General features: G+C 46.3%; 17 protein-coding genes. 6 read left to right on the forward strand and 11 right to left on the reverse strand.

The window, feature by feature from the left end; genetic code table 11:
• Positions 1-7: 7 nt before the first annotated feature.
• The 8 genes from CHB62_RS02770 to pfkA all read right to left on the reverse strand — a co-directional run bounded on the left by CHB62_RS02770 (position 8) and on the right by pfkA (position 5,841).
• Complete coding sequence (locus CHB62_RS02770) at positions 8-544, reverse strand: F0F1 ATP synthase subunit delta (protein WP_089365615.1); 537 nt, start codon at positions 542-544, stop codon at positions 8-10.
• A gap of 6 nt (positions 545-550) precedes the next feature.
• Entirely contained in the window at positions 551-1,063 is a 513-nt protein-coding gene (gene atpF, locus CHB62_RS02775) for a F0F1 ATP synthase subunit B (protein ID WP_089365616.1), read from the reverse strand.
• Between the two features lie 55 nt (positions 1,064-1,118).
• Positions 1,119-1,358: an ATP synthase F0 subunit C gene (atpE, locus tag CHB62_RS02780; protein ID WP_004360677.1), complete on the reverse strand. Its 240-nt coding sequence runs from the start codon at positions 1,356-1,358 to the stop codon at positions 1,119-1,121.
• 95 nt (positions 1,359-1,453) lie between these two features.
• Complete coding sequence (atpB, locus tag CHB62_RS02785) at positions 1,454-2,551, reverse strand: F0F1 ATP synthase subunit A (protein ID WP_089365617.1); 1,098 nt, start codon at positions 2,549-2,551, stop codon at positions 1,454-1,456.
• Between the two features lie 3 nt (positions 2,552-2,554).
• Positions 2,555-2,965: a hypothetical protein gene (locus CHB62_RS02790; protein WP_176414837.1), complete on the reverse strand. Its 411-nt coding sequence runs from the start codon at positions 2,963-2,965 to the stop codon at positions 2,555-2,557.
• Positions 2,966-2,995: 30 nt separating this feature from the next.
• Positions 2,996-3,235, reverse strand: coding sequence for an ATP synthase F1 subunit epsilon (gene atpC / locus CHB62_RS02795; RefSeq protein WP_089365618.1), 240 nt, complete (start codon positions 3,233-3,235; stop codon positions 2,996-2,998).
• 39 nt (positions 3,236-3,274) lie between these two features.
• Positions 3,275-4,798: a F0F1 ATP synthase subunit beta gene (gene atpD / locus CHB62_RS02800; protein WP_089365619.1), complete on the reverse strand. Its 1,524-nt coding sequence runs from the start codon at positions 4,796-4,798 to the stop codon at positions 3,275-3,277.
• Positions 4,799-4,863: 65 nt separating this feature from the next.
• On the reverse strand, positions 4,864-5,841 hold the full coding sequence (gene pfkA / locus CHB62_RS02805; protein WP_089365620.1) for a 6-phosphofructokinase: 978 nt from the start codon (positions 5,839-5,841) through the stop codon (positions 4,864-4,866).
• Between the two features lie 536 nt (positions 5,842-6,377).
• Here pfkA and CHB62_RS02810 point away from each other — a divergent pair.
• The gene (locus CHB62_RS02810) at positions 6,378-7,295 is read left to right on the forward strand and encodes an Abi family protein (RefSeq protein WP_089365621.1); all 918 of its coding nucleotides are present in this window, start codon (positions 6,378-6,380) and stop codon (positions 7,293-7,295) included.
• A gap of 1,721 nt (positions 7,296-9,016) precedes the next feature.
• Here the strand turns inward: CHB62_RS02810 and CHB62_RS02835 are convergent.
• From CHB62_RS02835 to CHB62_RS02845, 3 genes are read right to left on the reverse strand one after another with little or no spacing between them, the layout of a single operon-like run.
• Positions 9,017-10,207: a YncE family protein gene (locus CHB62_RS02835; RefSeq protein WP_089365624.1), complete on the reverse strand. Its 1,191-nt coding sequence runs from the start codon at positions 10,205-10,207 to the stop codon at positions 9,017-9,019.
• A gap of 26 nt (positions 10,208-10,233) precedes the next feature.
• Positions 10,234-12,648, reverse strand: coding sequence for a TonB-dependent receptor (locus CHB62_RS02840; RefSeq protein ID WP_089365625.1), 2,415 nt, complete (start codon positions 12,646-12,648; stop codon positions 10,234-10,236).
• Between the two features lie 6 nt (positions 12,649-12,654).
• Positions 12,655-13,248 (reverse strand): TetR/AcrR family transcriptional regulator, encoded by a 594-nt coding sequence (locus tag CHB62_RS02845; protein WP_089365626.1) that lies wholly within the window; start codon positions 13,246-13,248, stop codon positions 12,655-12,657.
• Positions 13,249-15,146: 1,898 nt separating this feature from the next.
• Here CHB62_RS02845 and CHB62_RS02865 point away from each other — a divergent pair.
• From CHB62_RS02865 to CHB62_RS02885, 5 genes are all read left to right on the forward strand, one after another.
• On the forward strand, positions 15,147-18,461 hold the full coding sequence (locus CHB62_RS02865) for a SusC/RagA family TonB-linked outer membrane protein (protein ID WP_089365628.1): 3,315 nt from the start codon (positions 15,147-15,149) through the stop codon (positions 18,459-18,461).
• Between the two features lie 11 nt (positions 18,462-18,472).
• Positions 18,473-20,056 (forward strand): RagB/SusD family nutrient uptake outer membrane protein, encoded by a 1,584-nt coding sequence (locus CHB62_RS02870; RefSeq protein ID WP_089365629.1) that lies wholly within the window; start codon positions 18,473-18,475, stop codon positions 20,054-20,056.
• A 12-nt stretch (positions 20,057-20,068) separates the two neighbouring features.
• Positions 20,069-20,956 (forward strand): zinc-binding metallopeptidase, encoded by an 888-nt coding sequence (locus tag CHB62_RS02875; protein ID WP_089365630.1) that lies wholly within the window; start codon positions 20,069-20,071, stop codon positions 20,954-20,956.
• A gap of 158 nt (positions 20,957-21,114) precedes the next feature.
• A complete protein-coding gene (locus CHB62_RS02880) occupies positions 21,115-22,392 on the forward strand; it encodes a DUF4302 domain-containing protein (protein WP_089365648.1) in 1,278 nt (425 codons plus the stop codon).
• Between the two features lie 2 nt (positions 22,393-22,394).
• Positions 22,395-23,462 carry a BACON domain-containing protein gene (locus CHB62_RS02885; RefSeq protein ID WP_089365631.1) on the forward strand — a complete coding sequence of 356 codons (1,068 nt, stop codon included), beginning with the start codon at positions 22,395-22,397 and terminating at the stop codon, positions 23,460-23,462.
• Positions 23,463-24,555: the final 1,093 nt, after the last annotated feature.

Raw genomic sequence — 24,555 nt, forward strand, 5'->3', positions numbered from 1 at the left:
ATTCTAATTACTGTTTTAATTGTGTGAGGATAGCATTCAGTTTGCTCTTCACGCTGGCATCCATCCGATAAGTGTCATACTCAAGGATAAATCCACCGATGAGTGAAGGGTCAACCTCAGTGTTGAACTCAACTGTTCCCTGCGCTCTGGACTGTACCATCTCCTTCATCTTGTCCTCTGTCTGGGCAGAGACCGGCGTGGCTGTGACCACCTTCCCACGTATGATATGCTTCAGCTTACGGTAAAGCGTGACATAGTCATTCGACATGAGCTGTAGCAGGTCCTCTCTGTCTTCTTTTAAGACAAGGTCGAAGAAATTCTCAACTAACTTAGGACAGTCGCCACCACAGGCTACTTCCAATAGCTTACGCTTCTTCCCCTTCGGAAGCATCGGGCTCTCAATCGTCATGCGGAGGTCGGACACTTGGAGGTAGCTCTGGGCAAGTGTCTGCATAAAAGCATACACCTTGTCCTCGATACCCTGCTCACAAGCAGCCTTCAAGAGCGCACGAGCATAGCGAACCGATATTACACCTGTATTCATAAGCGATTATTTACTTTCTGTTCCGTTAGTAGAAGTAACGTCATCCAATAAGCGATCGATAAGCTGAGTCTGCTCGGCTGATGTCGACAACTCCTTCTGCAGTATCTTCTCAGCAATCTGCACAGAGAGCTCGGCAACCTGTGCTCGGATGTCGCGGATGGCAGCCTGCTTCTGACTCTCTATCTCTGCCTTGGCTTCTGAGAGGATGCGAGCACTCTCTTCGTGTGCCTTCTCCTGTGCCTGTCCGACTATGGTATCACGTGTCTCAGACGCTTCCCGAAGGATTTGCGCCTGTTTCTCACGTGCTTCCATAAGCAGCTCCTCACCTTGTTTCTGAATGTTAGCAAGCCTCAAATTGGCTTCCTCGGCTTTGGCAAGGCTCTCGTCAATATACTCCTTACGCTCGTTCACCATCTTGATGATAGAAGGGAAGCCCCATTTCCATAAGACGAAGAAGACCACTAAGAAGACGAGTGTCATCCAAAAGAGTAAGCCACTATCTGGCAATAATAATGACATAAGCTGCTAAATTACTTTTCTTACCAATTTTGATACTATTATTCTTCTGCGCTGTTTAGAATACACAGAGGAGCGCAATGATTGCAGCAAAGAAGGCAACACCCTCTACCAATGCCGCTGCAATAATCATAGCAGAACGAAGCTCACCGATCTTCTCTGGCTGACGAGCCATGGCATCCATAGCCTGACCACCGATACGACCAATACCAAGACCTGCGCCTACGGCTGCGATACCTGCACCGATAGCGGCGCCTAACTTTGCAGTTTCTGCTGCTAATAACAATGATGTCAACATAGTTTTTTGCTTTTTAATTATTAATTGTTTTTTGTTTTCTTGTCGTGATGTGGGTGATAAGGATTGCCTGTCGCCCACTGTTCGTTTACTGCTGTTTATCCTTCTGCCTCATGGACACGTGCCAAAGAGATGAAGACGGCACTTAACATCGTGAATACCAGGGCCTGAATGAAACTTACAAGAAGCTCCAAGAGCATCATGAAGATACTCATTGCCACACTCACCACCGTCATGGACGTACTAAGAACTATACCCATCGTAGCCATGATAAAGATGATACAGGTCAGTGCCAACGCTATAGCGTGTCCTGCCATCATATTGGCAAAGAGACGCACCATCAATGCGAAGGGCTTAGTAAAGATACCGAATATCTCTATCACAGGCATCAATGGCACCGGAACCTTCAACCATGCGGGTACATCTGGCCAAAAGATATCCTTCCAATAATGCTTTGTTCCAGAGAAATTGGTTATTAAGAAGGTGCAAACAGCTAAGAAGAAAGTAATGGTGATATTACCTGTCAGGTTACCACCCCCCGGTGGGAATGGTACGATACCCATGATGTTAGCCACGAAGATAAAGAAGAAGCAAGTCAGAAGATAAGGTGCATACCGATCGGACTCCTTACCTAATGTTGGCTTGATCACCTCATCGTAGACATACATCACAAACATGTGCATCAAGCCAGTAAAGCCTTTTGGGGCCTTATCGGTCACCTTATGGCGACGACACCAGCGTGCTGGTATCAAGATACAAAGCATGAGAATGATGGCATCAATGAAGAGTACGCACACCGACTTAGTGATTGAGATATCGAAAGGACGCACTTCTGTGCCATCCTTCTGTAACTCCACGATACGTCGTTCATAGTTTCCTTTCGTCGCAATGAACAGGTCGGGGTTGTTCTTACAAGGTCGATAGCCCGCATGCGGACCACTCTCTAAGGGCTCCTCAGCGAAGTCTTCAGCCCAACCCATGTACCAGCCGTTTGATGTCTTCACAATGACTGGTAGATTGATGATGATGGGCTTATCTCCAATATTGGTTACATGCCACTCGTATGAGTCCTTGATATGTCCCCACAATATCTCCTGCAGGTTTACTCCCTCCCCTTTACTCTCTGATGCCGCAGCACCAGGTAGCAACAGAAAGAGCATCATCACCATGCAAATCAGATGCTTGAGATATTTCATTCGTTATTTATTAATTTTATTGTTCTTTTCCACTTTGTAAAAATAGAAGGTATCGAATACCAATAGTATAAGGTAGAATATCATGAAGATAACGGCGAAGCTGATCAGTCTCGTACGGTCCTTCACCACGAAGGCATAGACGACTATCACCATGAAAGCCAATAGCATCCGCAGTCCTGACGCTGCAAGATAGAACTTATTGAGTACTGCTGGCGACTGACTAACGATGGCCTTCCACGCACCTCCATAGACAGAGGCTGTGACAACAGAGAAGACAGCACTAATCGTGAGCATCGGTATGTAGGAAAAACGCTCTGTCAGCTGTACCACAAGTATCCCAATAAGATAGAGCGCAGCGGCAATCCACAGGCTATACTTATAGTATTTCTTATAGACTTTATCGTAATCCATCATACTAACTATGCTCTCCGTCGATTATCTTACTTAGATTTCTACACAGAGGTCGACGTTATTCTTCTTCACCTCGACGAACCCGCCTACTATCTGAAACTCTGTCTTTACTCCTTTTACGGTATATTCTACCTTGCCTTCAACGAGCGTTGAGATGATAGGAGCGTGATTGTTAAGGATTTCGAAAGGTCCTACTGCTCCTGGAACCATCACACTATCCACCTCACCTGTGAAGACAATCCTTTCAGGAGAAACTATTCTAAGTGTCAACATAGACAATTCAATTATTATTCTATTTGTACAAGAAGATGATTACTTAGATGCTTCTAACAGCTGCTTAGCCTTCTCCTTGACATCCTCTATCGTACCAACGTTCAAGAAGGCCTGCTCTGGTAGGTCGTCTACCTCACCATTCAAGATGGCATTGAAGCCCTTGATGGTCTCCTCGATTGGTACCATAACGCCCTTAACACCCGTGAACTGCTCAGCTACAGTAAATGGTTGAGAGAGGAAACGCTGCACACGACGCGCACGGTTTACCACCTGCTTATCCTCATCTGACAGCTCGTCCATACCTAAGATGGCAATGATATCCTGCAACTCATTATAATGCTGCAACAGCTGCTTTACTCTCTGCGCACACTCATAGTGGTCCTTACCAACAATCAGTGGGTCGAGGATACGTGAAGTACTGCCCAGTGGGTCTACCGCCGGATAGATACCAAGCTCGGTGATCTTACGACTCAACTCTGTTGTTGCGTCCAAGTGAGTAAAGGTAGTGGCTGGCGCTGGGTCGGTCAAGTCGTCTGCTGGCACATAAACGGCTTGTACTGAAGTGATTGAACCATGCTTCGTTGAGGTGATACGCTCCTGCATTGCACCCATCTCACTGGCCAATGTTGGCTGATAACCTACGGCTGATGGCATACGACCCAACAGTGCTGACACCTCTGATCCGGCCTGTGTAAAACGGAAGATGTTATCGATGAAGAACATGATATCTGCTGCCTCACCATTCTTACCACCATGGTCACGGAACTCCTCAGCAACGGTCAAACCTGACAAAGCCACTGATGCACGTGCCCCTGGTGGCTCATTCATCTGTCCATAGACAAGAGTAGCCTGCGACTTCTGCAACTCCTCTTGGTCAACAAGCGACAGGTCCCACTTGCCTTCATCCATGGCTTTGCGGAACTTCTCGCCATAACGGATAACACCTGACTCCAACATATCACGTATCAAGTCGTTACCTTCACGTGTACGCTCGCCCACACCGGCAAAAACAGAGTATCCATTATGACCCTTAGCGATGTTATTAATCAACTCCATAATAAGCACCGTCTTACCTACACCGGCACCTCCAAAGAGTCCAATCTTACCACCCTTCATATAAGGCTCCAATAGGTCGATGACCTTAATACCCGTCTGAAGCATCTCCTTATGCGTAGAGAGGTCTTCAAACTTCGGTGCCTCACGGTGGATAGGGTATGCACCTTCCATATTCAGTGCCTTCATACCGTCGATAGGCTGGCCTATAACGTTCAACATACGACCCTTAATCTGGTCGCCAGCGGGCATGACGATAGGACTACCCGTTGGTACTACCTCAAGGTCACGTTGCAAACCATCCGTATTGTCCATGGCCACACAACGTACAGTATCCTCTCCGATGTGTTGCTGTACCTCGATAATCAAATCCTGCCCATTTGGTCGTTTAACACGCAGAGCATCGTGAATCTTTGGCAGAACCTTCTCAGGATTCTCGCCCTTAGTATCAAAGTAAACATCGATAACAGGACCGATAATCTGGGAGATGCGCCCATTAATCTGTGACATAAATATCTTTTCTTTTTTTTTATTATTACTTCTTCTATATATATAATAAGGTGGAAGAGGTGCGCTTAGATGCTCAACTCGTCGAGTACCTTGATGAGTTTCTTGTCGAAAGGCTTGTCTGAACGGATTGCCTCAGACAATGGGACGTAGACTACCTCGTTGTTTCTCACACCTACCATAATATTGCGCTGACCCTGTATGATGGCTTCTATGGCTCCAACACCCGTACTACTTGCAAGGATACGGTCGCGAGCTGATGGGCGACCACCACGCTGCAAGTGGCCAAGAATTGACACACGAACATCATAATCAGGGAACTCATTGCGCACACGGTCGGCATAATACATCGCACCACACTTTGGACTCTCTGACACAATGACGATACAACTTCTCTTAGACTTACGTATGCCGCGCTCCATGAAGCGTGCCAACTGGTCGACATTCGTGGAGTCTTCTGGAATGATAGCGGCCTCAGCACCACTCGCAATAGCCGAGTTCTGAGCTAAGAAACCAGCATCACGACCCATCACCTCCACAAAGAAGATACGTTCATGGCTCTGGGCAGTATCACGAATACGGTCTACACACTCCACTATCGTGTTCATCGTCGTGTCATAACCTATCGTACTGTCCGTACCATAAAGGTCGTTGTCTATCGTACCAGGCAAACCGATACAACAATAATCAAACTCTTGTGCAAACAACATAGCACCCGTCAGCGAACCATTACCGCCGATGACCACCAAAGCATCAATCCCTTGACTAACAAGGTTGTCGTATGCTTGCTGTCTACCCTCCTTTGTTGTGAAACCTTTTGAGCGTGCCGTCTTAAGAATCGTACCGCCCTGACCGATAATGCCACTGACATTCTCGGTCGTAAAAGGCTTTATGTCACCTGTTATCAATCCTTCGTAACCTCTATAGACGGCCTTTATCTCAAAACCGTTATATATGCCTGCTCTGGTCACAGCACGTATAGCTGCATTCATACCTGGGGCATCACCGCCTGAGGTCAAGATACCTATTGTCTTTATCTTACTCATAATATTATGTATGTCTTCGACTCCCTTTTAAGGAAAATCTACTCAATCATCCGCAAAGATAACAAATAAATACATATAGACAAAGCCGAAAAGAAAAAAAGTTGTGAATTATGTCAGAAAAAGAAGATAAGGAAGCCCCCCTCACACAACAACTCGTCGAAAGGGAGGGGAGCGCCTAACGTGACAAAGTTAGCAATGAGTATATAAACTTTGAATACTATATAGAGGAACGCTACAACACTAACAGCGCTACCCCTAATACTCAACACCTATCATCCTCAATATCCATCAACGACCAAAGCCATCACTCAACCCCCACCACCCAAAGTATCCATTAACACCCAACAATCATCAACCACCACCTAAGCACCCATCACCCAACACCCACTGAAAGAGTAGACATCATGAACAACGAGTGCTTTCTCACAAATAATAAGGAAATAATAAGACCTTTACACACTAAGTCACAAGATTTCTAAGAAAATGTTGGAGCATCTTAAAATGTTTCGTACATTTGTATTCTAATACTTTCTTATATGAAAAGAGCAACTACAATACCAGAACAAATCAAGCTTCTTACAAGCCGTGGAGTTAAGATTAATGATAACGCAAAAGCTGAGGAAAACCTATTAGACATAGGCTACTATCGCTTAGGCTTCTATTTCTTCCCCTTTGAAAAGTCATACCCAAACATAAAGAATAGAACTCACGACGTGAGAGAGAACACATGTTTCGAAGATGCTGTTACACTTTATTATTTTGATTATGACCTGCGAAACACCCTTTCGAAATATATCAGTAGAATAGAGGTAGCCTTTCGCACTTATCTTACCTATAAACTAAGTAATAAGTATAAAGGTGACACATGCTGGTTTGTTAACCCATCTGTCGTTGAACAATCATTCATTAACGACTTTAGCGATAAGTGTTATAAAGAAGTGAAACGCAACAACAATATAAAACAACATCACAAGAAATATAAACATGATACGTATGCACCTGCTTGGAAAACACTTGAACACATGACACTCGGAAGTGTACTGCTACTCTATAAGAGCCTGATAAAAACAGATGATAGGTTACTTGTGGCAAAACACTTTGGAGTCAACCAAACAACTATCTTCGAAAACTATATCGAGACAGTAAGATGTGTGCGAAACGTGTGTGCCCACAGCGCAGTATTATACGATGTTCGGCTCCACCAATTAGTCAAGAAAGGACCCGCAGGAAAGGTTGCACAAGACGAAGCATATAGTCTCTGTGGCGCTATAAAAGTCATAGCTTATCTTATCGGGACTATTTCACTAAATCGTCAACACGACTTTGTATTAGAGTTAAACAGAGCTTATACAACTTTGAAAAATAAGTCTATATACTTAACACAGACTGTAGAGCAAATTACACACATGAAATGGGAACTATCTGATATCGCTCTCCTCGAATCTAAAAAATAATTAAATCACATCATAAATAAGCCTATTTATTTTGTTTACTTGAAACTTATTATTATCTTTGCAACGTTAAAAAGTGCTGGTGGAAGCCCTCGTCGCTCCATCAACACTCTAAAAGGATTATATGTGGCTTGTACCTTTGTCGTGCAAGCCATTATTTTTTTAAACACGAGAGGACCAACCATAACCAAACGAGTGGACCAACCACGGCAACAGAGTGGACCAACCACAACCACACAGACTGGCCCCTCCCCCATCCCCTCCCCCGTAGGGAGGGGCGTGATTACCGAGATACCCCTATCGGCTTGCTGCTCGTTGCTTACAGTGTTAGTTGGTCTCATGTAAACCGTTGTTCTGCACACTTTATCACCTTATTTTATATGCCTTAATATTTCTGTTTAGTATGTTCATTCAGCCTATCTATGTCTTTCTGTCATTATGTCTATAAACATAAAAAAACACGACAAAACATGTTCTTTCTGTCATTATATGTCTTTGTGTCATTCTGTCTATAAACATTAAGAACACGCCTCAACATGTTCTTTCTGTCATTATATGTCTTTATGTCATTATGTCTTTGTATATTAAATTCTCGTTCAGTATGTATGTTTCGTTCGTCTCTGTAACCTACATAAAATCAGGAGGTTGAAGACTGCGTTGGAGAAGGGCCTTATCAAGCATCAAGAAGGGCGTGTTCTTGGACGTAGAAGGGCATGTTCTCGAATGGAGAAGGGCATGTTCTTGAATGGGGAAGGACATGTTATTGAAAGGAGTGAGGCAGGGGGGTGAGGCCTCTGTGGCTGTAAGGTTCTGTGAAATCGGTTGACTTAATGTCTCTGTGGAATGCTGTGTGTTCTGTTCTTCTGTGTAAATCTGTGAGAAATAGAACGCACCCTCTCTATGAGATAACACACAAACAACTCGCTGGGGAGATTTTTCTCTCACAGAGCGCACAGAGTTCACTGAGCATTTTTGCGCACAGTTTCGAGCCCACAGAACGCCTTCGGCATACAGAGTTCACAGAGCGTTACTGCTAAAGGTGGCTGTAAGGTTCTGTGAAATCGGTTGACTTAATGTCTCTGTGAAACCCTGTGTGTTCTGTTCTTCTGTGTTTTTCTGTGAGAAAAAGAACACACCCTCGATATGAGATTAGGCCTATGAGACTTGCTGCGGAGTTTTTTCTCTCACAGAACTCACAGATTTAACAGAACATTTCAACCAACGTTTCGAACTCACAGAACGCCTCCGGCATACAGATATCACAGAACGTTATAGCTAATGTTGGGTGTTAGGTGTTGGTTGTTAGGTGTTGATGATTAGCTAACGTTGGCTGTAAGGTTCTGTGAAATCGGTTGACTTAATGTCTCTGTGTGCCTTTGTGTGTTCTGTTCATCTGTGTTCTTCTGTGAGAAAGAGAACGCACCCTCCGTGAGGAAAAGAACGCTTGAGATTCGCTGGGGAGTTCCTTCTCTCACAAAGGATATTTTTTTCTCTCACAGAGCGCACAGAGTTCACGGAGGTTTTTGGCGCACATTTCGAGCCCACAGAAGGCCTTCGGCATACAGAGAACACAGAGGCCTCACCCCCAGCCCCTCTCCGAATGGAGAGGGGAGTAGTATGTGAGGTTACCCCTATTGGCCTGCTCAAAATAGGAGGACATCGAGGGGTATCTCGGTGATCACTCCCCTCTCCATTCGGAGAGGGGCTGGGGGTGAGGTCTCATCCTACCTCAACTCATGCACTGCATACGGTGCACCAGAGGTCTTTACCTTGAGGAGTTCGTAGGTGGAGGTGGCTGGATGGTAGATGGAATAACCCATCCCTTCGTCAGTAGACATACCGAAGATGATGTCATTACCCGACTTACAGATGGCTGCGGCCCACCCTGCTGTGGCGGAGAGGTCCAACTTCTTGCAGGTCATATTGTAGAGATTAATCTCGAAAGGTTGGAAGCATTTATCGTGGACATAGTCTGGTGGGTTGCTTGCAGCACCTGGTATATTGAGGTAAGCATACACCTTTCCGTTGCCGCCATAGACTTTCACGTACGCATACGACGTCTTATTACCTTTGACACCCACTAAGTTAACATCCGCAAGGGTGAAGCAGTAGGATTTATCAAAGTCTGTTTCTCCTTTCTTAATACGCAGGAATCCCTCCTTGACACCCGGTTGATAGCCGAACATCGCTACACAGTAAAAGTAGATATCGCCCTTCTCATCAATGAAAGGGTCGCCGGCTGGCGACTCACCAGAAGCCATTGAGGCACGAGGATCACTAACTACTTTGATTGGCTTATCGGTCTTTGTGTCAATCAAAGCCACGTAAGCACCCGCTTCACAGGTGTAGGTAGCCTTCATCTGACTAAGTGCCACGTAGAGTATTCCGTCTCTTATGACAGATGCGGCAGGCTCAGGATTATTGTCACCAGCGGCTTTCCCCAAGGAATACTCCGCCAAGTCAATCTCTCCAACCTTCTCCATTGCGGTAGGATCGATGATGATCACCTTTCCTAACCCATGACAAGAGACGTAGGCCTTATGGTCAGAAGCGAAGGTGATGTACATTGCTGCAGCCCCACTGGGTAGAAGGATAGTGTTCCCTTCCTGCACGAGTTTACCCTCTTTCGGTGCATATTTATAGATGTGTTCGGTGTCGGTAATATACACTTTCCCCTTATATACGAAGGAAAAAGCACCTTTTGGCATCACCAGCGCATTATCGGTATTGAGCGAGCCAACGTTCATGTCTTTGAAAACACTTACGTATGTATTGTCTCCGATGTTAACACTATGGACGAAGCCCATCTCCGTCTTGGCCGGTGTAGGCGGTGTGTCAGGTGAGTCTTTGTCGCAAGATAGTAGTCCGACAGTCGTGAGCAGCATTATAGCTGCGGTTAAGAAATAATGTTTCATTGTGTTTTGATTAAAGAAATTAATAATTATAAGCTCATTGCCCCACCTGCCAGTTTGTCTCTGAACAGGTTGAAGCGTAGTTTTGCCTTTAATGTTCTTCCGGGCAGAGGCATCTTAAATTCCATGTAGTTCTCCTTGTTGAAGACGTTTTCTAACTCAAGGCTCAGTGACATGTTATTATGCCATAAAGACTGTTGGAGGCCTATCGTGAAGACATCATTGGATGGTATGCGCCATTTCCTACGCTCCTCTGCGAGCGAACTCATCTGCCATCCCCAGTCAAACTCGCCCACATGCGACACGTCGATATAGACTCTCGACAGCTCTCGGCGCCCTATCAAGCCCTCTGCATGGTACTCCATGCCATAGTTATAGTAAAAGGCAGGGATGTTAGGGACGTGCTTATTATAGGTAGGGTTGCTCGTTCCTTGTTCGTCATTAAACCATCTTTGCCTGTCTCGGATATCCTGTAAGGTGAGATTAAAGTAGAGATAGACATTGCGTGTGACGTCCACCTTCACGTCAGTGTCCATTCCGATGGTCCTTGTCTTCCCTAAGTTCGTATAGATAGAACGTGTGTCAGCAGGAAAGAGTCTTATCATGTTCTTCATCATCATATAGTAGAAATTCGTCTCCCACTGCACCCTCATGAGTCCGCACAGTCCTCTTCTATCGACGATAAAACCAAGGTTCAGATTATTCCCCACCTCTGGCTGCAGGTTGACCGACGGCTTGATGCTCACCCCATTACCAAAGAGTTCGCCCGTATCGGGTATCCTCACGTTATGCGAGAACGACAGCTTCGCCCGCACATCCTTCCATAGTTCATAGCTGAAACCCTCACTGAAGCCATAATACGACCGTTCCACACGGGTCTGCTTCGGTGCTAACTCGTCTGTTGCCTGCCCTTTCGCCAGAGCGTCACTGGTTCTGTAAATCCTCGAGTTAAGGTAGTAGATGCTGAGAGTCAATGCGTTTTGAAACCGATGATTAGCCGAGACAAACAGATGACTGAGGCCGATGTTGTTAGCAGTCATCCTGCTTGGATAGGCACTGGGGTCAAAGCCAAGATAGTCTTTCATGCCTTCGTCCTTAGGAGTATAGGCCGAGTAGGCGTATTGGTCATTGAGATTAAGAGTGTGCCGACCGTGTGTATATTTCAAGTTAAACTTGCTCCTCACCTCAAACTGCCGATTATGCGACTCGTTGAATAGGTTGTCTTCCGTCTCTCCTACAGCCTGCGTGACTGTTCCGTCCCATTGTCTCCTCGTCGTGGCGGTGTCTGTCATATTCGAGCGGATGATAGGTGTGACGATAGTGTACTTCATATCTAATCCTTTAACGAGGAAGTCTTGTTTCTCCAACACGAGGTTTGGCATGATATTTATCCCTTTTGTATAGGCATGACGAGCGTCGAAATTAAGCGACTGTATCCCCTTCTTGTTCTGATAAAAGGCACATTCTAAGTCGAACTTATCAAAGTAGAGCTTCCTAAACCCTATCCCCACATGATAGAAATTGGCTTCGTAATAGTCGTTCCTACGTCTCACCTTTCTATAGGCCGACGCTGGCAGATTGGTCTCGAACACTGGCCACGACATCATATAGTCGTTTTTCGACTTATTCTTAAAGAAGGCCACGTTGAATAATATCCCTGGTCGGGTGAAGAGCTTTTGTCCACTTACGAGCGTCTTCACCGTCCCAAAGGATGCCAACTCCTGTGTAAAGCCCACCAGGTCGCACTCGTCTTCTCGTGTGACGATGTTGATGGCGCCTCCTAAACCGTCTCCGCCATACTCCGCAGGAACAATTCCTTTATACACCTCGATATACTTGATGACGTCTATCGGGATGTCGTTAATATCAAAGGACCCGTCGGGACTGTTCAGTGGGAACCCATCGATATATACCGCCACACGCTTCCCTTCTAAGCCATGTACCGAGATGCGCGATGCACTACCCAGTCCGCCTGCCTTCCTAACCTTAATTCCTGACGTCCTCGTCAGTATCTCCTCAATGCTACTCGACCGTCCTCTCAGTTTTGCACCGTCCACAACTGTCACGGCCATAGGGCTTTGTCGTATCTGGTTTATCTCTGCACTCTGTGCCGAACTCCGCACGACAACCTCACGCAACGAGGTCGATGAGGGTTCAAGATAGTAGTCTCTTGTCACATCACCACCCGCCGCAACGACCTCCCTCAGCCGTTTGTAGCCTACTGCCGACACCTCTATCGTGTAAGCACCCGCTGTGGGAACCGTCAGCTGATAGTCGCCAGCCTTGTCAGAGAGGGTCTTCTGCTTCGTTCCCTTGACTGCTATGCATGCTCCACAGATAGGAGTCGACGTCTCTTTCTCCATGATCTTACCCCTTAACAGCCGTTGGGCCGCCACGAGCAGAGGACACAGACACACGATCGTGATAAGGATTAATCTCTTCATACCTACTTATTGTTTTATGAGTTCCAGCCACCCAGCCGTGTTGTAGCGTATATATTCGGTCAGAGCCTGCCTCACCTCCTCTTGCTGAAGGTCGGGTCTTGACACAATCTCACCGATGATCGTCAGCCATGTAGAGGCGCTGATACGAAAGAAGAGGGGCGACACACTCGTCTCCACCTGCTCCATGTAAGCCCTACTTATCGCCACTTGTTCGTCGATAAAGGTCTCACGGAAATGCTCCAAGGAGGTGCCCTGCGACTCAAAGAGCAGTAGCCTCAACTCCTCCTTATATAAGAAGATAATGCGAAGCATACTCGATAGGAATTCCTTCTGCCGTTGTCGGGAGAAATCAAGACGCTTTTCCTCGTGCTCACCCTTGCTGTGCTCCGCCATACACTCGCCTATCACAGAGAGCAGCGGACGAAGGACAGCACAGAAGATATCGTCTTTTGTCTTAAAATAGTTGTATATATTCCCCAGCACAACACCAGACTTAGCCGAGATTGTACGCATCGATGTCTTCCTATAACCACACTTAACAAACTCACTGCGGGCGGCCATGACAATCCTACTCCGCACATTTTCTTTTAATGTTTTCATAATAGTCTTATTAACGGACAATGTCTTGTTTTGTTCATAAAAAAAAGCGTATTGCATTCAATCTGCAATACGCTTTCTTCCACTTGACGTTCTATGGCATTTTAATCGTTTCTCCATTCTGTCTTCTTTTGCTGCAAAGATAGGCAAAGATTTCGGTCTTGTCAATACTTACTAATAGGTATTTTAAGTCTCTGTCGGCCTGTTGTAAAGTGGTTGACGGTGTAGTCTTAACTCTCTTTCATTCCCCCTTTCTCTCAACCTCCTCACCCACTTGTCAATAATTTTCGCCTGTCATCAAGGCAACACATGCCCTTCTTCGTTCAAGACCATGCCCTTCTCCATTCGAGAACATGCCTTTCTTGCGTGCAGAACACGCCCTTCTTGGGGCAAGAAGGACGTGTTCTCAAACGCAACATATAACCACTTGATTTCTTGTGGGTTACAATCTCAATTTTAAGGGACACCATACTACCTTTTAGAAGGTAATTCACTTGAGTTTATGTAAGGCTTTTTTACCGTCCTTCTAATTCCTCTAAAAGGTGGGAGTAATCATGGAGTAAATCTTTGGGGAGGTTTTTCTCTCACAGAGGGGATTTTTATCTCTCACTCTGGTGAGTTTTTTCTCTCACAGATCTCACAGATTTAACAGAACCTTTTTGCGCACAATTTCGAACTCACAGAACGCCTTCGGCATACAGAATTCACAGAACGTTACTGCCAAAGATGGCTGTAAGGTTCTGTGAAATCGGTTGACTTAATGTCTCTGTGAACTGCTGTGTGTTCTGTTCATCTGTGTAAATCTGTGAGAAATAGAACGCACCCTCCCTATGAGATAACACACAAACAACTCGCTGGGGAGATTTTTCTCTCACAGAACTCACAGATTTAACAGAACATTTTTGCGCACTGTTTCGATCTCACAGAACGCCTTCGGCATACAGATATCACAGAGGCCTTTCAACTAACATTAGCTGTAACGTTCTGTGAAATCGGTTGACTTAATGTCTCTGTGGAATACTGTGTGTTCTGTTCTTCTGTGTTATCTGTGAGAAAAAGAATATTGGAGACTTGTCGTGGGGAGTTCTTTATCTCACAAAGGACATTTTTTTCTCTCACAGAGCACACAGAGTTCACGGAGGTTTTTGGCGCACATTTCGAGCTCACAGAAGGCCTCCGGCATACAGAGTTCACAGAGCGTTTCAGCTAATGAAGATACCAATAAGGAGGTAAAAAACAGCCTACATCTGGCCTGTAGGGGTATCTCGGTGATTACGCCCCTTCCCTCCGGGGGAGGGGACGGGGGAGGGGCCTCTGAACTTCAGAACGCCTTCGGCATACAGAGTTCACAGAGCGTTATTGCTAATGAAGATACCATAAGGAGGCAAAAAGCAGCCTACATCCAACCCATAGGGGTATCTCGGTGATCACTCCCCTTCCCTTCGGGGGAGGGGCCGGGGGAGGGGCCACTATCTTTCTGACATCTGTCTTCCTTTGTCATTATGTCATTCTGTCTAAAAAATCACATCTGTCTTCCTTTGTCATTATGTCATTCTGTCTAAAAACACACACCTGTCTTCTTTTGTCATTATGTCATTCTGTCTAAAAAAACACACCTGTCTTCTTTTGTCATTATGTCATTCTGTCTTAAAAAAATACCTGTCTCCCCTCATGCCGTGTGTTCTCCTGTCTAAAGATGTATATGTTTGTATTTTTTATAAACTATCTGTTATTTCGTTGCATACTCAGTTTTTTTTATTAAATTTGCACAATTAATACAACAGTTGATTAACGGAACGAATTAAATTGATCAATCCTCTTGCGATAAGAAAGGTGTTTTCTTGTAATAAAGGAGCAATCTAATAGAATGAATAAAACCAGAGTAAATAAAAACAAAGTTTATGAGTAAAAAGTTACTTATTTGTTTTGTCATGCTGTTAACCTACGTTTCAACAGCATTGGCACAAACGAAGATTTCGGGAACCGTGGTGGGTGCCGAAGATAACCAACCCGTTATCGGAGCCACCATCATGGTCGTAGGCACCAAAGCGGGTGTAGTGACCGATGTCGATGGAAAGTTCTCGCTGACCACTGACGTTGCTAATCCTCAAGTCACTGTGGGCTATATCGGTATGGTCTCACAGACGTTGAAGGGCACTACCGACATGAAGGTGGTGCTTAAGTCGAGCACACAGGCACTGAAGGAGGTGGTTGTGACGGGTCTTACCCGCACCGACCGCCGTCTCTTTACGGGTGCTACAGACAAGGTAGATGCCGACAAGGCTCGTCTAAGTGGTGTGGCCGACATCAGTAGATCATTAGAGGGTCAGGCCGCTGGTGTGTCTGTTCAGAACGTCAGTGGAACCTTCGGTACGGCGCCAAAGATACGCATCCGTAGTGCTACCTCAATCTATGGAAGTAGCAAACCACTATGGGTTGTCGACGGAGTCATCATGGAAGACGCCGCCAACGTGGGTGCTGACGACTTAGCATCGGGCAATCCAGAGACCCTCATCTCGTCGGCCATCGCAGGACTCAACGCTGACGACATCGAGAGTTTCCAGATACTTAAGGACGGTTCGGCCACCTCTATCTATGGTGCAAGAGCCATGGCTGGTGTGATCGTAGTGACCACCAAGAAGGGAAAGCAGGGTCAGGCCCATATTAGTTATACGGGTGAGTTCACCTCACGTTTGGTTCCTTCGTATCGTAACTTCGATATTCTCGATTCAAAGGAACAGATGGGTATCTATCGTGAGTTGGCCGATAAGGGTTGGCTAAACTTCTCTGAGGTGCTCAATGGCAGCGAGTATGGCATCTATGGAAAGATGTATGAGCTGATAAACACGTATTATCCAACCACTGGTCGCTTTGCTTTAGAGAACACGACCGAGGCTCGCAACCGTTATCTCCAGCGTGCCGAGTTCCGCAACACCAACTGGTTTAAGGAGCTGTTCTCATCGAACATCATGCAAAGTCACTCTATTAGCTTGAGCGGAGGAACGCAGAAATCAAACTACTATGCGTCGTTCAGTGCATTATTAGACCCAGGATGGTATAAGCAGAGCAACGTCAACCGCTATACTATCAACGTCAACCTTACGCATCATCTGGCTGATAATCTATCGTTGAACCTCATCGGAGGTGCCGCTTACCGTAAGCAACGCGCCCCAGGAACATTAGGTCAAGATGTCGACGTAGTAGGGGGTGAGGTGAAACGCGACTTTGATATCAACCCTTATTCATACGCCAGCAACACCTCAAGAGTGCTGGATCCGTCGGCAACATACGTAGCCAATTATGCGCCATTCAATATCTTCCATGAGTTAGACAATAACTATATCGACCTGAACACACTTGATGCTCGTTTTCAGTTAGAGCTGAAATATAAGCCGCTGAAGGGCTTGGAGTTGTCGCTCTTGGGTGCTTTTAAGTATATGACCTCCACACAGGAGCATTATGTGAAGGACGACTCTAATCAGGCTTTGGCCTATCGTGCGATGGCAAACGGTATTATCCGTGATGCCAACAAGTATCTCTATAAAGACCCCGACAACCCTTACGTGTTGCCAATGACCGTCTTACCTTACGGAGGACTGTATCATAAAGGTGATAACCGCATGAGTGATTACGACGTGAGAGCCACTGCCAATTATAGTCATACGTTCGCTGAGAAGCATATCATGAACCTCTTTGGGGGTATGGAGCTTACCAATATCGAGCGTCAACGCAATGCCTTCGAGGGGCCGGGACTACGTTATAATGCGGGTATGGTACCTTTCTATATCTATCAATACTTCAAACGTTCGTTGGAGTCAGGCAACACCTTCTATACTATCACGCCTACTAACTCTCGTAGTGTAGCGTTCTACAGCAATGCAACCTACAGTTATCAAGGACGTTATGTATTCAATGGTACGTTGCGATATGAGGGTTCTAACCAGATGGGAAGGAACCGTAGTGCACGCTGGATGCCTACGTGGAACGTGTCAGGAGCATGGAACATGCATGAAGAGAACTGGTTTGCAAAGCTCTCACCACTGTCTCGTCTGACGCTGCGCGCCTCATACAGTCTGACAGGTACACCTCCTGACGCCTCTTATAGTAACTCAACAGCTATCCTCACAGCCTCAACACCGTTCCGACTCTTCGCTGAAGACCAAGAGCCACAACTTGAGATTAGCGAGTTGGCAAACTCTACCTTGACCTATGAGAAGAAGAATGAGCTAAACCTTGGGTTTGATGCTTCGTTGTGGAATAACCGCTTGGGCATCACATTCGACTATTATACACGTAAGAACTTCGATGAGATAGGACCCATGGTGACCGCTGGCTTGGGTGGTGAGATTATACGAGCTGCCAACGTGGCCGAGATGAACTCGAATGGTATCGAGCTCAGTCTCTCCTCTGTCAACATGCGTACAAAGGACTTCACATGGACCACCAACTTCATCTACTCGCATGCTACGACAAAGATAACAAAGCTCTTTAATCAAGGAAACGTAATGAGCTTGGTCAGTGGTAACGGTTTTGCAAAGAAGGGTTATCCTGCCCGTGCACTGTTCTCCATACCTTTCGTGGGACTGAACAACGACGGTGTGCCTATGGTAATCAATGAGAAAGGACAGGTGACCACCGATGATATCAACTTCCAAGAACGTACACAAACAGACTTCCTAAAGTATGAAGGGCCTACTGACCCTACACATACAGGATCATTGGGAAATATGTTCACTTATAAAGGACTGCGTCTGAACGTCTTCTTTACATACGCCTTTGGCAACGTCGTGCGCCTCGACCCTAAGTTCAGAGCACGTTATAACGACCTCGTTTCGATGACGAATGCGTTCAAGAACCGCTGGATGGCATCAGGAGAAGAGAAGGAAACGAACGTACCAGGTATCCTCTCTAAGAGCCAGTATATGGCCAACACGAATGTACGCTTGGGGTATAACGCTTATAACTACAGCGATGTACGTATCGCAAAGGGCGACTTCATTCGTCTGAAAGAGATTTCCTTAGGATATGACTTCCCTGCCGAAATGTTCCAACACAGCATGATCAAGAACCTTGCCTTGAAGCTTCAAGCAACCAATCTCTTCCTCCTTTATGCCGACAAGCGCCTCAACGGACAAGACCCAGAGTTCTATAATGTGGGCGGTGTAGCATCTCCTATGCCAAAGCAATTTACGTTAACAGTGAAACTCGGACTATAATACTTACGAAGATGAAAGTCAATAAATATATTACCTACTTGCCAGTAGCTTTGTTATCACTTGCCTTTACGGCGTGTAACGACTTCTTGGACAAGTATCCCGACAGCCGTATGGACCTTAAAACACCTACGGAAGTGAGCCAACTCTTGGTGAGTGCTTATCCACAAGCTCACCCTGCTTATCTCACGGAGATGTACTCTGATAATACTGATGAGCAACTCCATAGTACGTGGAGTGCCTTCGATAGATTTCAGGAGCAGGCTTACCAGTGGAAAGACATCGATGACGTCAGCAATACGGAGACTCCTTATCAGCTGTGGTCGGCCCACTATGCAGCCATCTCAGCATGTAACGAGGCCATAGAATACATCGATAAGAAAGTTAAGGACACGCAGACTGAAGAGGAGTATAGCGCACAGTTGGGCGAAGCCTTGCTTTGTCGTGCCTTCTCAATGTTCCAGTTATCAACCGTCTTCTGCCAAGCCTACGACAAAGCCACAGCCGATAAGGAGTTAGGACTGCCTTATCCTACACAGCCTGAGAAGGTTGTTGGCCGCACTATGGAGCGTGGCACGTTGGCCGAACTCTACCAGAAGATAGAGGCCGACATGCTTAAAGGCATATCACTCGTTGGTACGAAGTATGCTAAACCAAAGTTCCATTTCACCAAGCAGGCCGCTTACGCCTTCGCTACTCGCTTCTATCTCTATGCTCAACAGTATGATAAAGCGGTGATGTATGCCAATAAGGTATTAGGCGAACAGCCTACTGACATCCTGCGTAACTGGGCTGAGTGGAACCGCTTAGGACCAAGTGGAAACGTACAGCCAAACGCTTTCGTGGCTGCAAGCGACAATGCTAACATCCTCTTGTTGACCGTTCCTTCACAGTGGGGAGTCATCAGTATTCCTATTCTCGCTGGTAGTAAGTATGCTCATGGAGAGCTGATTAGCAAGAACGAGACCCTCCAAGCTCCTGGACCATGGGGTGACAGCGGCTCGACACTGAACTATACTGTCTTATATAATAATGGTGTCTCAAAGTATTGTCTACGTAAGATTCCATACGTACCAAAGGTGATCGACGCTACAGCAGAGATTGGTGTACCTTACGGAGAGTATGCTGTTTTCAACACCGACCTCACCCTCTTGGAGCGTGCCGAGGCTTATGCCCTCTCAGGACAGTATGCCAAAGCGTTGCAGGACATCAATAGTGAGCTATCTGTCTTCTCAAAGAATAGGAAGCAGTTGACGCTGGCCGAGATACAAGACTTCTATCGCTCAATGGCCTACTACACGCCAACAAAGCCTACTCCAAAGAAGGCTCTTCACCCATCGTTCAGCATTGAGTCGACAACACAAGAGCCTCTCTTGCAGTGTCTCTTACAGCTGAAACGACTCGTGACCATCCACGAAGGGCTCCGTCTACAGGATGTTAAGCGTTACGGAATAACCCTCTATCGTAGGAAGGTAGACGTTCAGTCGAACGTGACAGCCGTCACCGACTCTATGAAAGCTGGTGATCCACGACTCGCTATACAGTTGCCTCAGGACGTTATCACGGCTGGCATCACTGCTAATCCACGTAATAATTAAAAAAGAAAGGTTATGAAAAAGTATTTATATTTGGTCGTTACCGCACTGGTAGGCTGTGGTGTGCTACTGTCATCATGTAGCGATGACAAGATTGAGGGCGACTCTATCTTCTCGACAGCACCCGTGCATCGCAACCCATTCGACCAGTGGTTGTATAAGAACTACACCATGCCTTATAACATAGAGTTTCAGTATCGACTCAAGACAGAGGAGACCGACCAGGCTTATAACTTTGTTCCGGCCGACTCAGCAAAGTCGGTTAAGTTGGCTATCCTCACGAAGTACATGTGGTTTGACGCTTATGCAGAGACCGTTGGACTTGACTTTGTCAAAGAGAACTCGCCACGTATCATCGTTGTCACGGGTACTCCGGGCTACACACGCTACCGCACTGAGGTCATCGGTAGTGCTGAGGGCGGATATAAGGTGCGTCTCGGTAAGGTCAATGCACTCACTGATGAACAGCTGAAGGACTATGGTAGTATGACAAACTACTATTTCCATACCATGCACCATGAGTTTATGCACATCTTGAACCAGAAGAAGCCGTACGATGAATCGTATGATAATATCTCTCGTTCGGACTATGTTAGTGGCAACTGGACCTCTATCCCTGATAAAAAGGCACAGAGTATGGGATTTGTTTCGGCCTACTCTATGGAGAACCCTGCCGAGGACATTGCCGAACTCTACTCTATCTACGTGACGAGTACACCGCAGGATTGGGCCACTATCATGCGCAATGCAGGTAATAAAGGTGGCTCTATCATCAACAGAAAACTAAAGATGATACGTGAATACATGAGTAATTCATGGAATGTAGACATCGAACTGCTGCGCAACGCTATCCTCCGTAGAGGTGGGAAGATTGGGTCGCTCGACCTTAACACGCTGGAGTAATAACGGTGTTCTACGTATATTATCAATAAACTAACAATCAAGGGTTTACGACCTTGGCCTTCTCTCCCACACAGGGACTACCGATGGGCGTACAAGACGGCCCACGGCTGCCGAGAAGACAAGGCCAACTGACCCAATAAAAGGAAATGGATAAGCAAATGAAAAAAGTATATTTACTGTTCATGGCTATCATGCTGACGCTCTCTCTGCAGTCGTGTCTGCATGACGATAAGACCACCTTCGACCTCCCAGCGGCCGACCGCATAGAGAAGAAAGTTGCCGATTACAAAGCACTCTTAGAGTCGGCTGACGACGGATGGGTGATGCAGTATTACACAGGTAAGAACTATAGCTATGGCGGATATACGTTGTTACTGAAGTTCAAGAACGGCAACGTGACCGCTATGGGCGATGTGAAGGATATCGAAGCACAAGCGACTTCGGGCTACGATGTCGTGAAAGACCTCGGTCCGACTCTCTCTTTCAATGGCTATAACGCTGTCATTCACCCCTTGGCGGAGACCTGGTTGGGTAGTCCTGACGGTGCGCAAGGCGACTATGAGTTCTCTATTCTCCGTGCAACAAACGATAGTATCTTCCTTAAAGGACGTAAGTGGCACAATGAGATGCTCCTCACTCGTCTGCCTAAGGGCACTAACTGGGAGGAATACATGCTCGGTCTTGCCACGGTGATGCAGGGGATGAACGTCGAGACCTACGACTTTGTCTTGGGCAATGACACCCTCGCTCAGGGCACACTGACGCAGGAGGTGAGACGACTCAACGTCACCATTGGCGACTCTACATGGTCGATGCCATACTGCACCACCAATACGGGTATCGTACTTCGTCAACCGCTTGTCATCAAGAACAAAAAGTATCAGCATTTTACTTGGAATGAGGAAGACCACTCGCTGACGCAGGACGACCTTAAAATCATACAGTTCTTGCCGAAGAGCCATAAGGATATCGACTTCTGGATAGGTGAGTGGCAACTCAAGACGAGCCTCCGCAAACGTATCAGACTTACCTTGGAGAGGGGCACGGTGGCTAATACATTGAAGGGGACATTGAACCTCAATAACGTCAACTACGAGATTCTCCTCACTTACGACCCTGCCACTGGCCACTTGGAGTTGCCGGGACAGCCTGTTACCGACCCTACTTATAAGTATCCGGCAGGTATTCTTCTGATCCCAGCATCCGCTAAGGAGGGTAAACTCTTTGGTGAAGGAACGGGTAGTCTGTTCTTCACTTGGGACGACGACATGGAGCGTGCGAAGGCTGAAGACAGTGGACAGATAACGGGTCACACGGTTGACTCCTTCTTTGGAGTGGCTTACGGCGAAGACCTCCAACCGGTCACTGACGCACAAGGCAACTATGTCTATGCCTTCACGCTACCTAATATTCAATACATGACGAAAATTAATTAAGGATGAAAAAGTATATTTCTTTATTCATGATCGCTGCTGCGGCCGTACTCGGAACGGCTTGCAGCAACAATGAGAACGAACTGCCGGAGTATGCCGCAGGACTGAATGTCGTGAAGGCGGAGACGGCCTTTAATGTCGTTGGGGGTACAAAGGAGGTGAAGATGGCGTCTGAACCGGCCAAGGCTTACGCTCAAGACGCCTGGCTGACGGTGACGAAGAAGGCTGAGACGCTCCTCCTGACGGCAACAACGAATACGAGTCCACAGAGCCGTAACACGCTCTTGGTCGTTAAGAACGCTCAGGGCGACTCTATCACACTGAATGTTCAACAGGAGGGTATCACCTTTGGACTCCCTGCGGGGCAGGATATCTACACTGACGATAAGGCGGTGCAGAAGACTATGATTGCTACTGCGAACCTGCCTGTGACCTATACGACAACTGGCGACTGGCTTTCTGTGGACGAACAGAGTGGTGAACTGACCGTGAAGGCAACGGAGAACACTACGGGTAAGGCACGTGTGGGATGGGTCATAGCAAAGGCTGCAGGACTGGTCGACTCGCTGAAGGTGGTTCAGGCTGCTCTCTCCGACTTCGTTGGCGACTATGTTCAGACGGCGAAGATGCGTGACGCAAACCGTAACTTGGTTCGTAAGACGTCTAACGTACGCATTGAAGCAACGGGAACGAATAAGGCGAACTTCATTGTCGATAATAAATACACGTGGCCAGTAGACTTTATTCCGGGCAAGGGCTTTAAGATGACGAATGGTAAAGTGGTCTTTAAGCATGAGGTGCAGACTGGGGTTTACGAATACTACATCTCTGTCATCGTGGCTGATGACTTTAGTAAGGAGCACGAGACGGCTATCAATGGTACGCAGGAGAGTATCTTCTTGGCTATTGACAATGCTGGTAAGCTGGGCTTCAAAGAGTACCAGAAGCTGGCGTCTGAGCAGACTTTCTCTTCTTACGGATGGAACCGTTTCTCTGATTCTAAGCCTGTCATGGGTGCCTACCGTGGTATCGGGGAGGTCTATGTGGAGCCGACAATAGAGAAGACAAATTGATTGATTGGTTGACGAGTTGACGAGTAGACAAGTTAACCAGTTGCTTGTAGAGACAAAGTATTTGTTAGACAGAGTAACAAGAGGACTGTTCCAGTAGACAAGGGAATGGTTAGACAGAGTAACAAAGGGACTAATCCAGTAGACAAGGGAATGGTTAGACAGAGTAACAAAGGAACGGAGATTAGTAACACGTTAACAAGTTAACGAGTCTGCCATGGGCCTGCTGAGACAGGAAATAAGTAAGACAAAGTAACATGAGGACCTGTCTCGGCAGATAAGGGAATGGTTAGACAGAGTAACAAAGGAACGGAGATTAGTAACACGTTAACAAGTTAACGAATCTACCACAGGTCTGCTGAGACAGGAAATAAGTAAGACAAAGTAACATGCGGACGTGTCTCAGTAGACAAGGAGATGGTTAGACAGAGTAACAAAGGAACGGAGATTAGTAACACGTTAACAAGTTAACGAGTCTGCCATGGGCCTCTAACGTAGACTGAAACGTATGGCAAGTTGACAAGTTTACCTGTTTGAAGAGTTGACCTGTTGCTTGCGAAAAGGTAAGAAAACATACTGAGATATTTTAGTTGACGAGTGAGTGAGTTTCTAAACTTGCTCACTCGTTTTCTTTTAACAGCTTCTCACCCACACTATCTATTAACTTGTAAACTCGTCAACATGTTTACTCGTTAACTTAAATCCCCCCTCACCCACACTATCTATTAACTCGTCTACTCGCAAACCCGTTTACTCGTCTACTTGAACAGCCTCCTCACGCACACTATCAATTAACTTGTCAACTCGTCTACTTGTTTACTCGTCTACTTAAACATCCCCCTCACCCACAATATCTATTAACTCGTCAACCCGTAAACTCGTCTACTCGTCAACTTAATCTCACAACTTGTTTACTCGTAAACTTGTTTACTCGTCAACTGAACATCCCCCTCAAGAAAGTAGAAAAGCCTCTTCTTCATTCGAGAACATGCCTTTCTTGCACGCAGAACACGCCCTTCTTGGGGCAAGAAGGGCATGTTCTCAAACGCAACTTGTAATATTCTGATTTCTTGAGGGTTACAATCTCAATTTTAAG

It is taken from the genome of Prevotella jejuni (assembly GCF_900187995.1).
Lineage (GTDB): Bacteria > Bacteroidota > Bacteroidia > Bacteroidales > Bacteroidaceae > Prevotella > Prevotella jejuni.

Excerpts from the sequence above, each read along its gene's own strand:
- pfkA (WP_089365620.1), bottom strand. The coding sequence starts at position 5,841 with ATGAGTAAGATAAAGACAATAGGTATCTTGACCTCAGGCGGTGATGCC.
- CHB62_RS02880 (WP_089365648.1), top strand. The coding sequence starts at position 21,115 with ATGAAAAAAGTATATTTACTGTTCATGGCTATCATGCTGACGCTCTCT.
- atpD (WP_089365619.1), bottom strand. The coding sequence starts at position 4,798 with ATGTCACAGATTAATGGGCGCATCTCCCAGATTATCGGTCCTGTTATC.
- CHB62_RS02870 (WP_089365629.1), top strand. The coding sequence starts at position 18,473 with ATGAAAGTCAATAAATATATTACCTACTTGCCAGTAGCTTTGTTATCA.
- CHB62_RS02840 (WP_089365625.1), bottom strand. The coding sequence starts at position 12,648 with ATGAAGAGATTAATCCTTATCACGATCGTGTGTCTGTGTCCTCTGCTC.
- CHB62_RS02810 (WP_089365621.1), top strand. The coding sequence starts at position 6,378 with ATGAAAAGAGCAACTACAATACCAGAACAAATCAAGCTTCTTACAAGC.
- CHB62_RS02770 (WP_089365615.1), bottom strand. The coding sequence starts at position 544 with ATGAATACAGGTGTAATATCGGTTCGCTATGCTCGTGCGCTCTTGAAG.
- CHB62_RS02865 (WP_089365628.1), top strand. The coding sequence starts at position 15,147 with ATGAGTAAAAAGTTACTTATTTGTTTTGTCATGCTGTTAACCTACGTT.
- atpE (WP_004360677.1), bottom strand. The coding sequence starts at position 1,358 with ATGTTGACATCATTGTTATTAGCAGCAGAAACTGCAAAGTTAGGCGCC.
- CHB62_RS02845 (WP_089365626.1), bottom strand. The coding sequence starts at position 13,248 with ATGAAAACATTAAAAGAAAATGTGCGGAGTAGGATTGTCATGGCCGCC.
- CHB62_RS02835 (WP_089365624.1), bottom strand. The coding sequence starts at position 10,207 with ATGAAACATTATTTCTTAACCGCAGCTATAATGCTGCTCACGACTGTC.
- atpC (WP_089365618.1), bottom strand. The coding sequence starts at position 3,235 with ATGTTGACACTTAGAATAGTTTCTCCTGAAAGGATTGTCTTCACAGGT.
- CHB62_RS02875 (WP_089365630.1), top strand. The coding sequence starts at position 20,069 with ATGAAAAAGTATTTATATTTGGTCGTTACCGCACTGGTAGGCTGTGGT.
- CHB62_RS02885 (WP_089365631.1), top strand. The coding sequence starts at position 22,395 with ATGAAAAAGTATATTTCTTTATTCATGATCGCTGCTGCGGCCGTACTC.
- atpB (WP_089365617.1), bottom strand. The coding sequence starts at position 2,551 with ATGAAATATCTCAAGCATCTGATTTGCATGGTGATGATGCTCTTTCTG.
- CHB62_RS02790 (WP_176414837.1), bottom strand. The coding sequence starts at position 2,965 with ATGATGGATTACGATAAAGTCTATAAGAAATACTATAAGTATAGCCTG.
- atpF (WP_089365616.1), bottom strand. The coding sequence starts at position 1,063 with ATGTCATTATTATTGCCAGATAGTGGCTTACTCTTTTGGATGACACTC.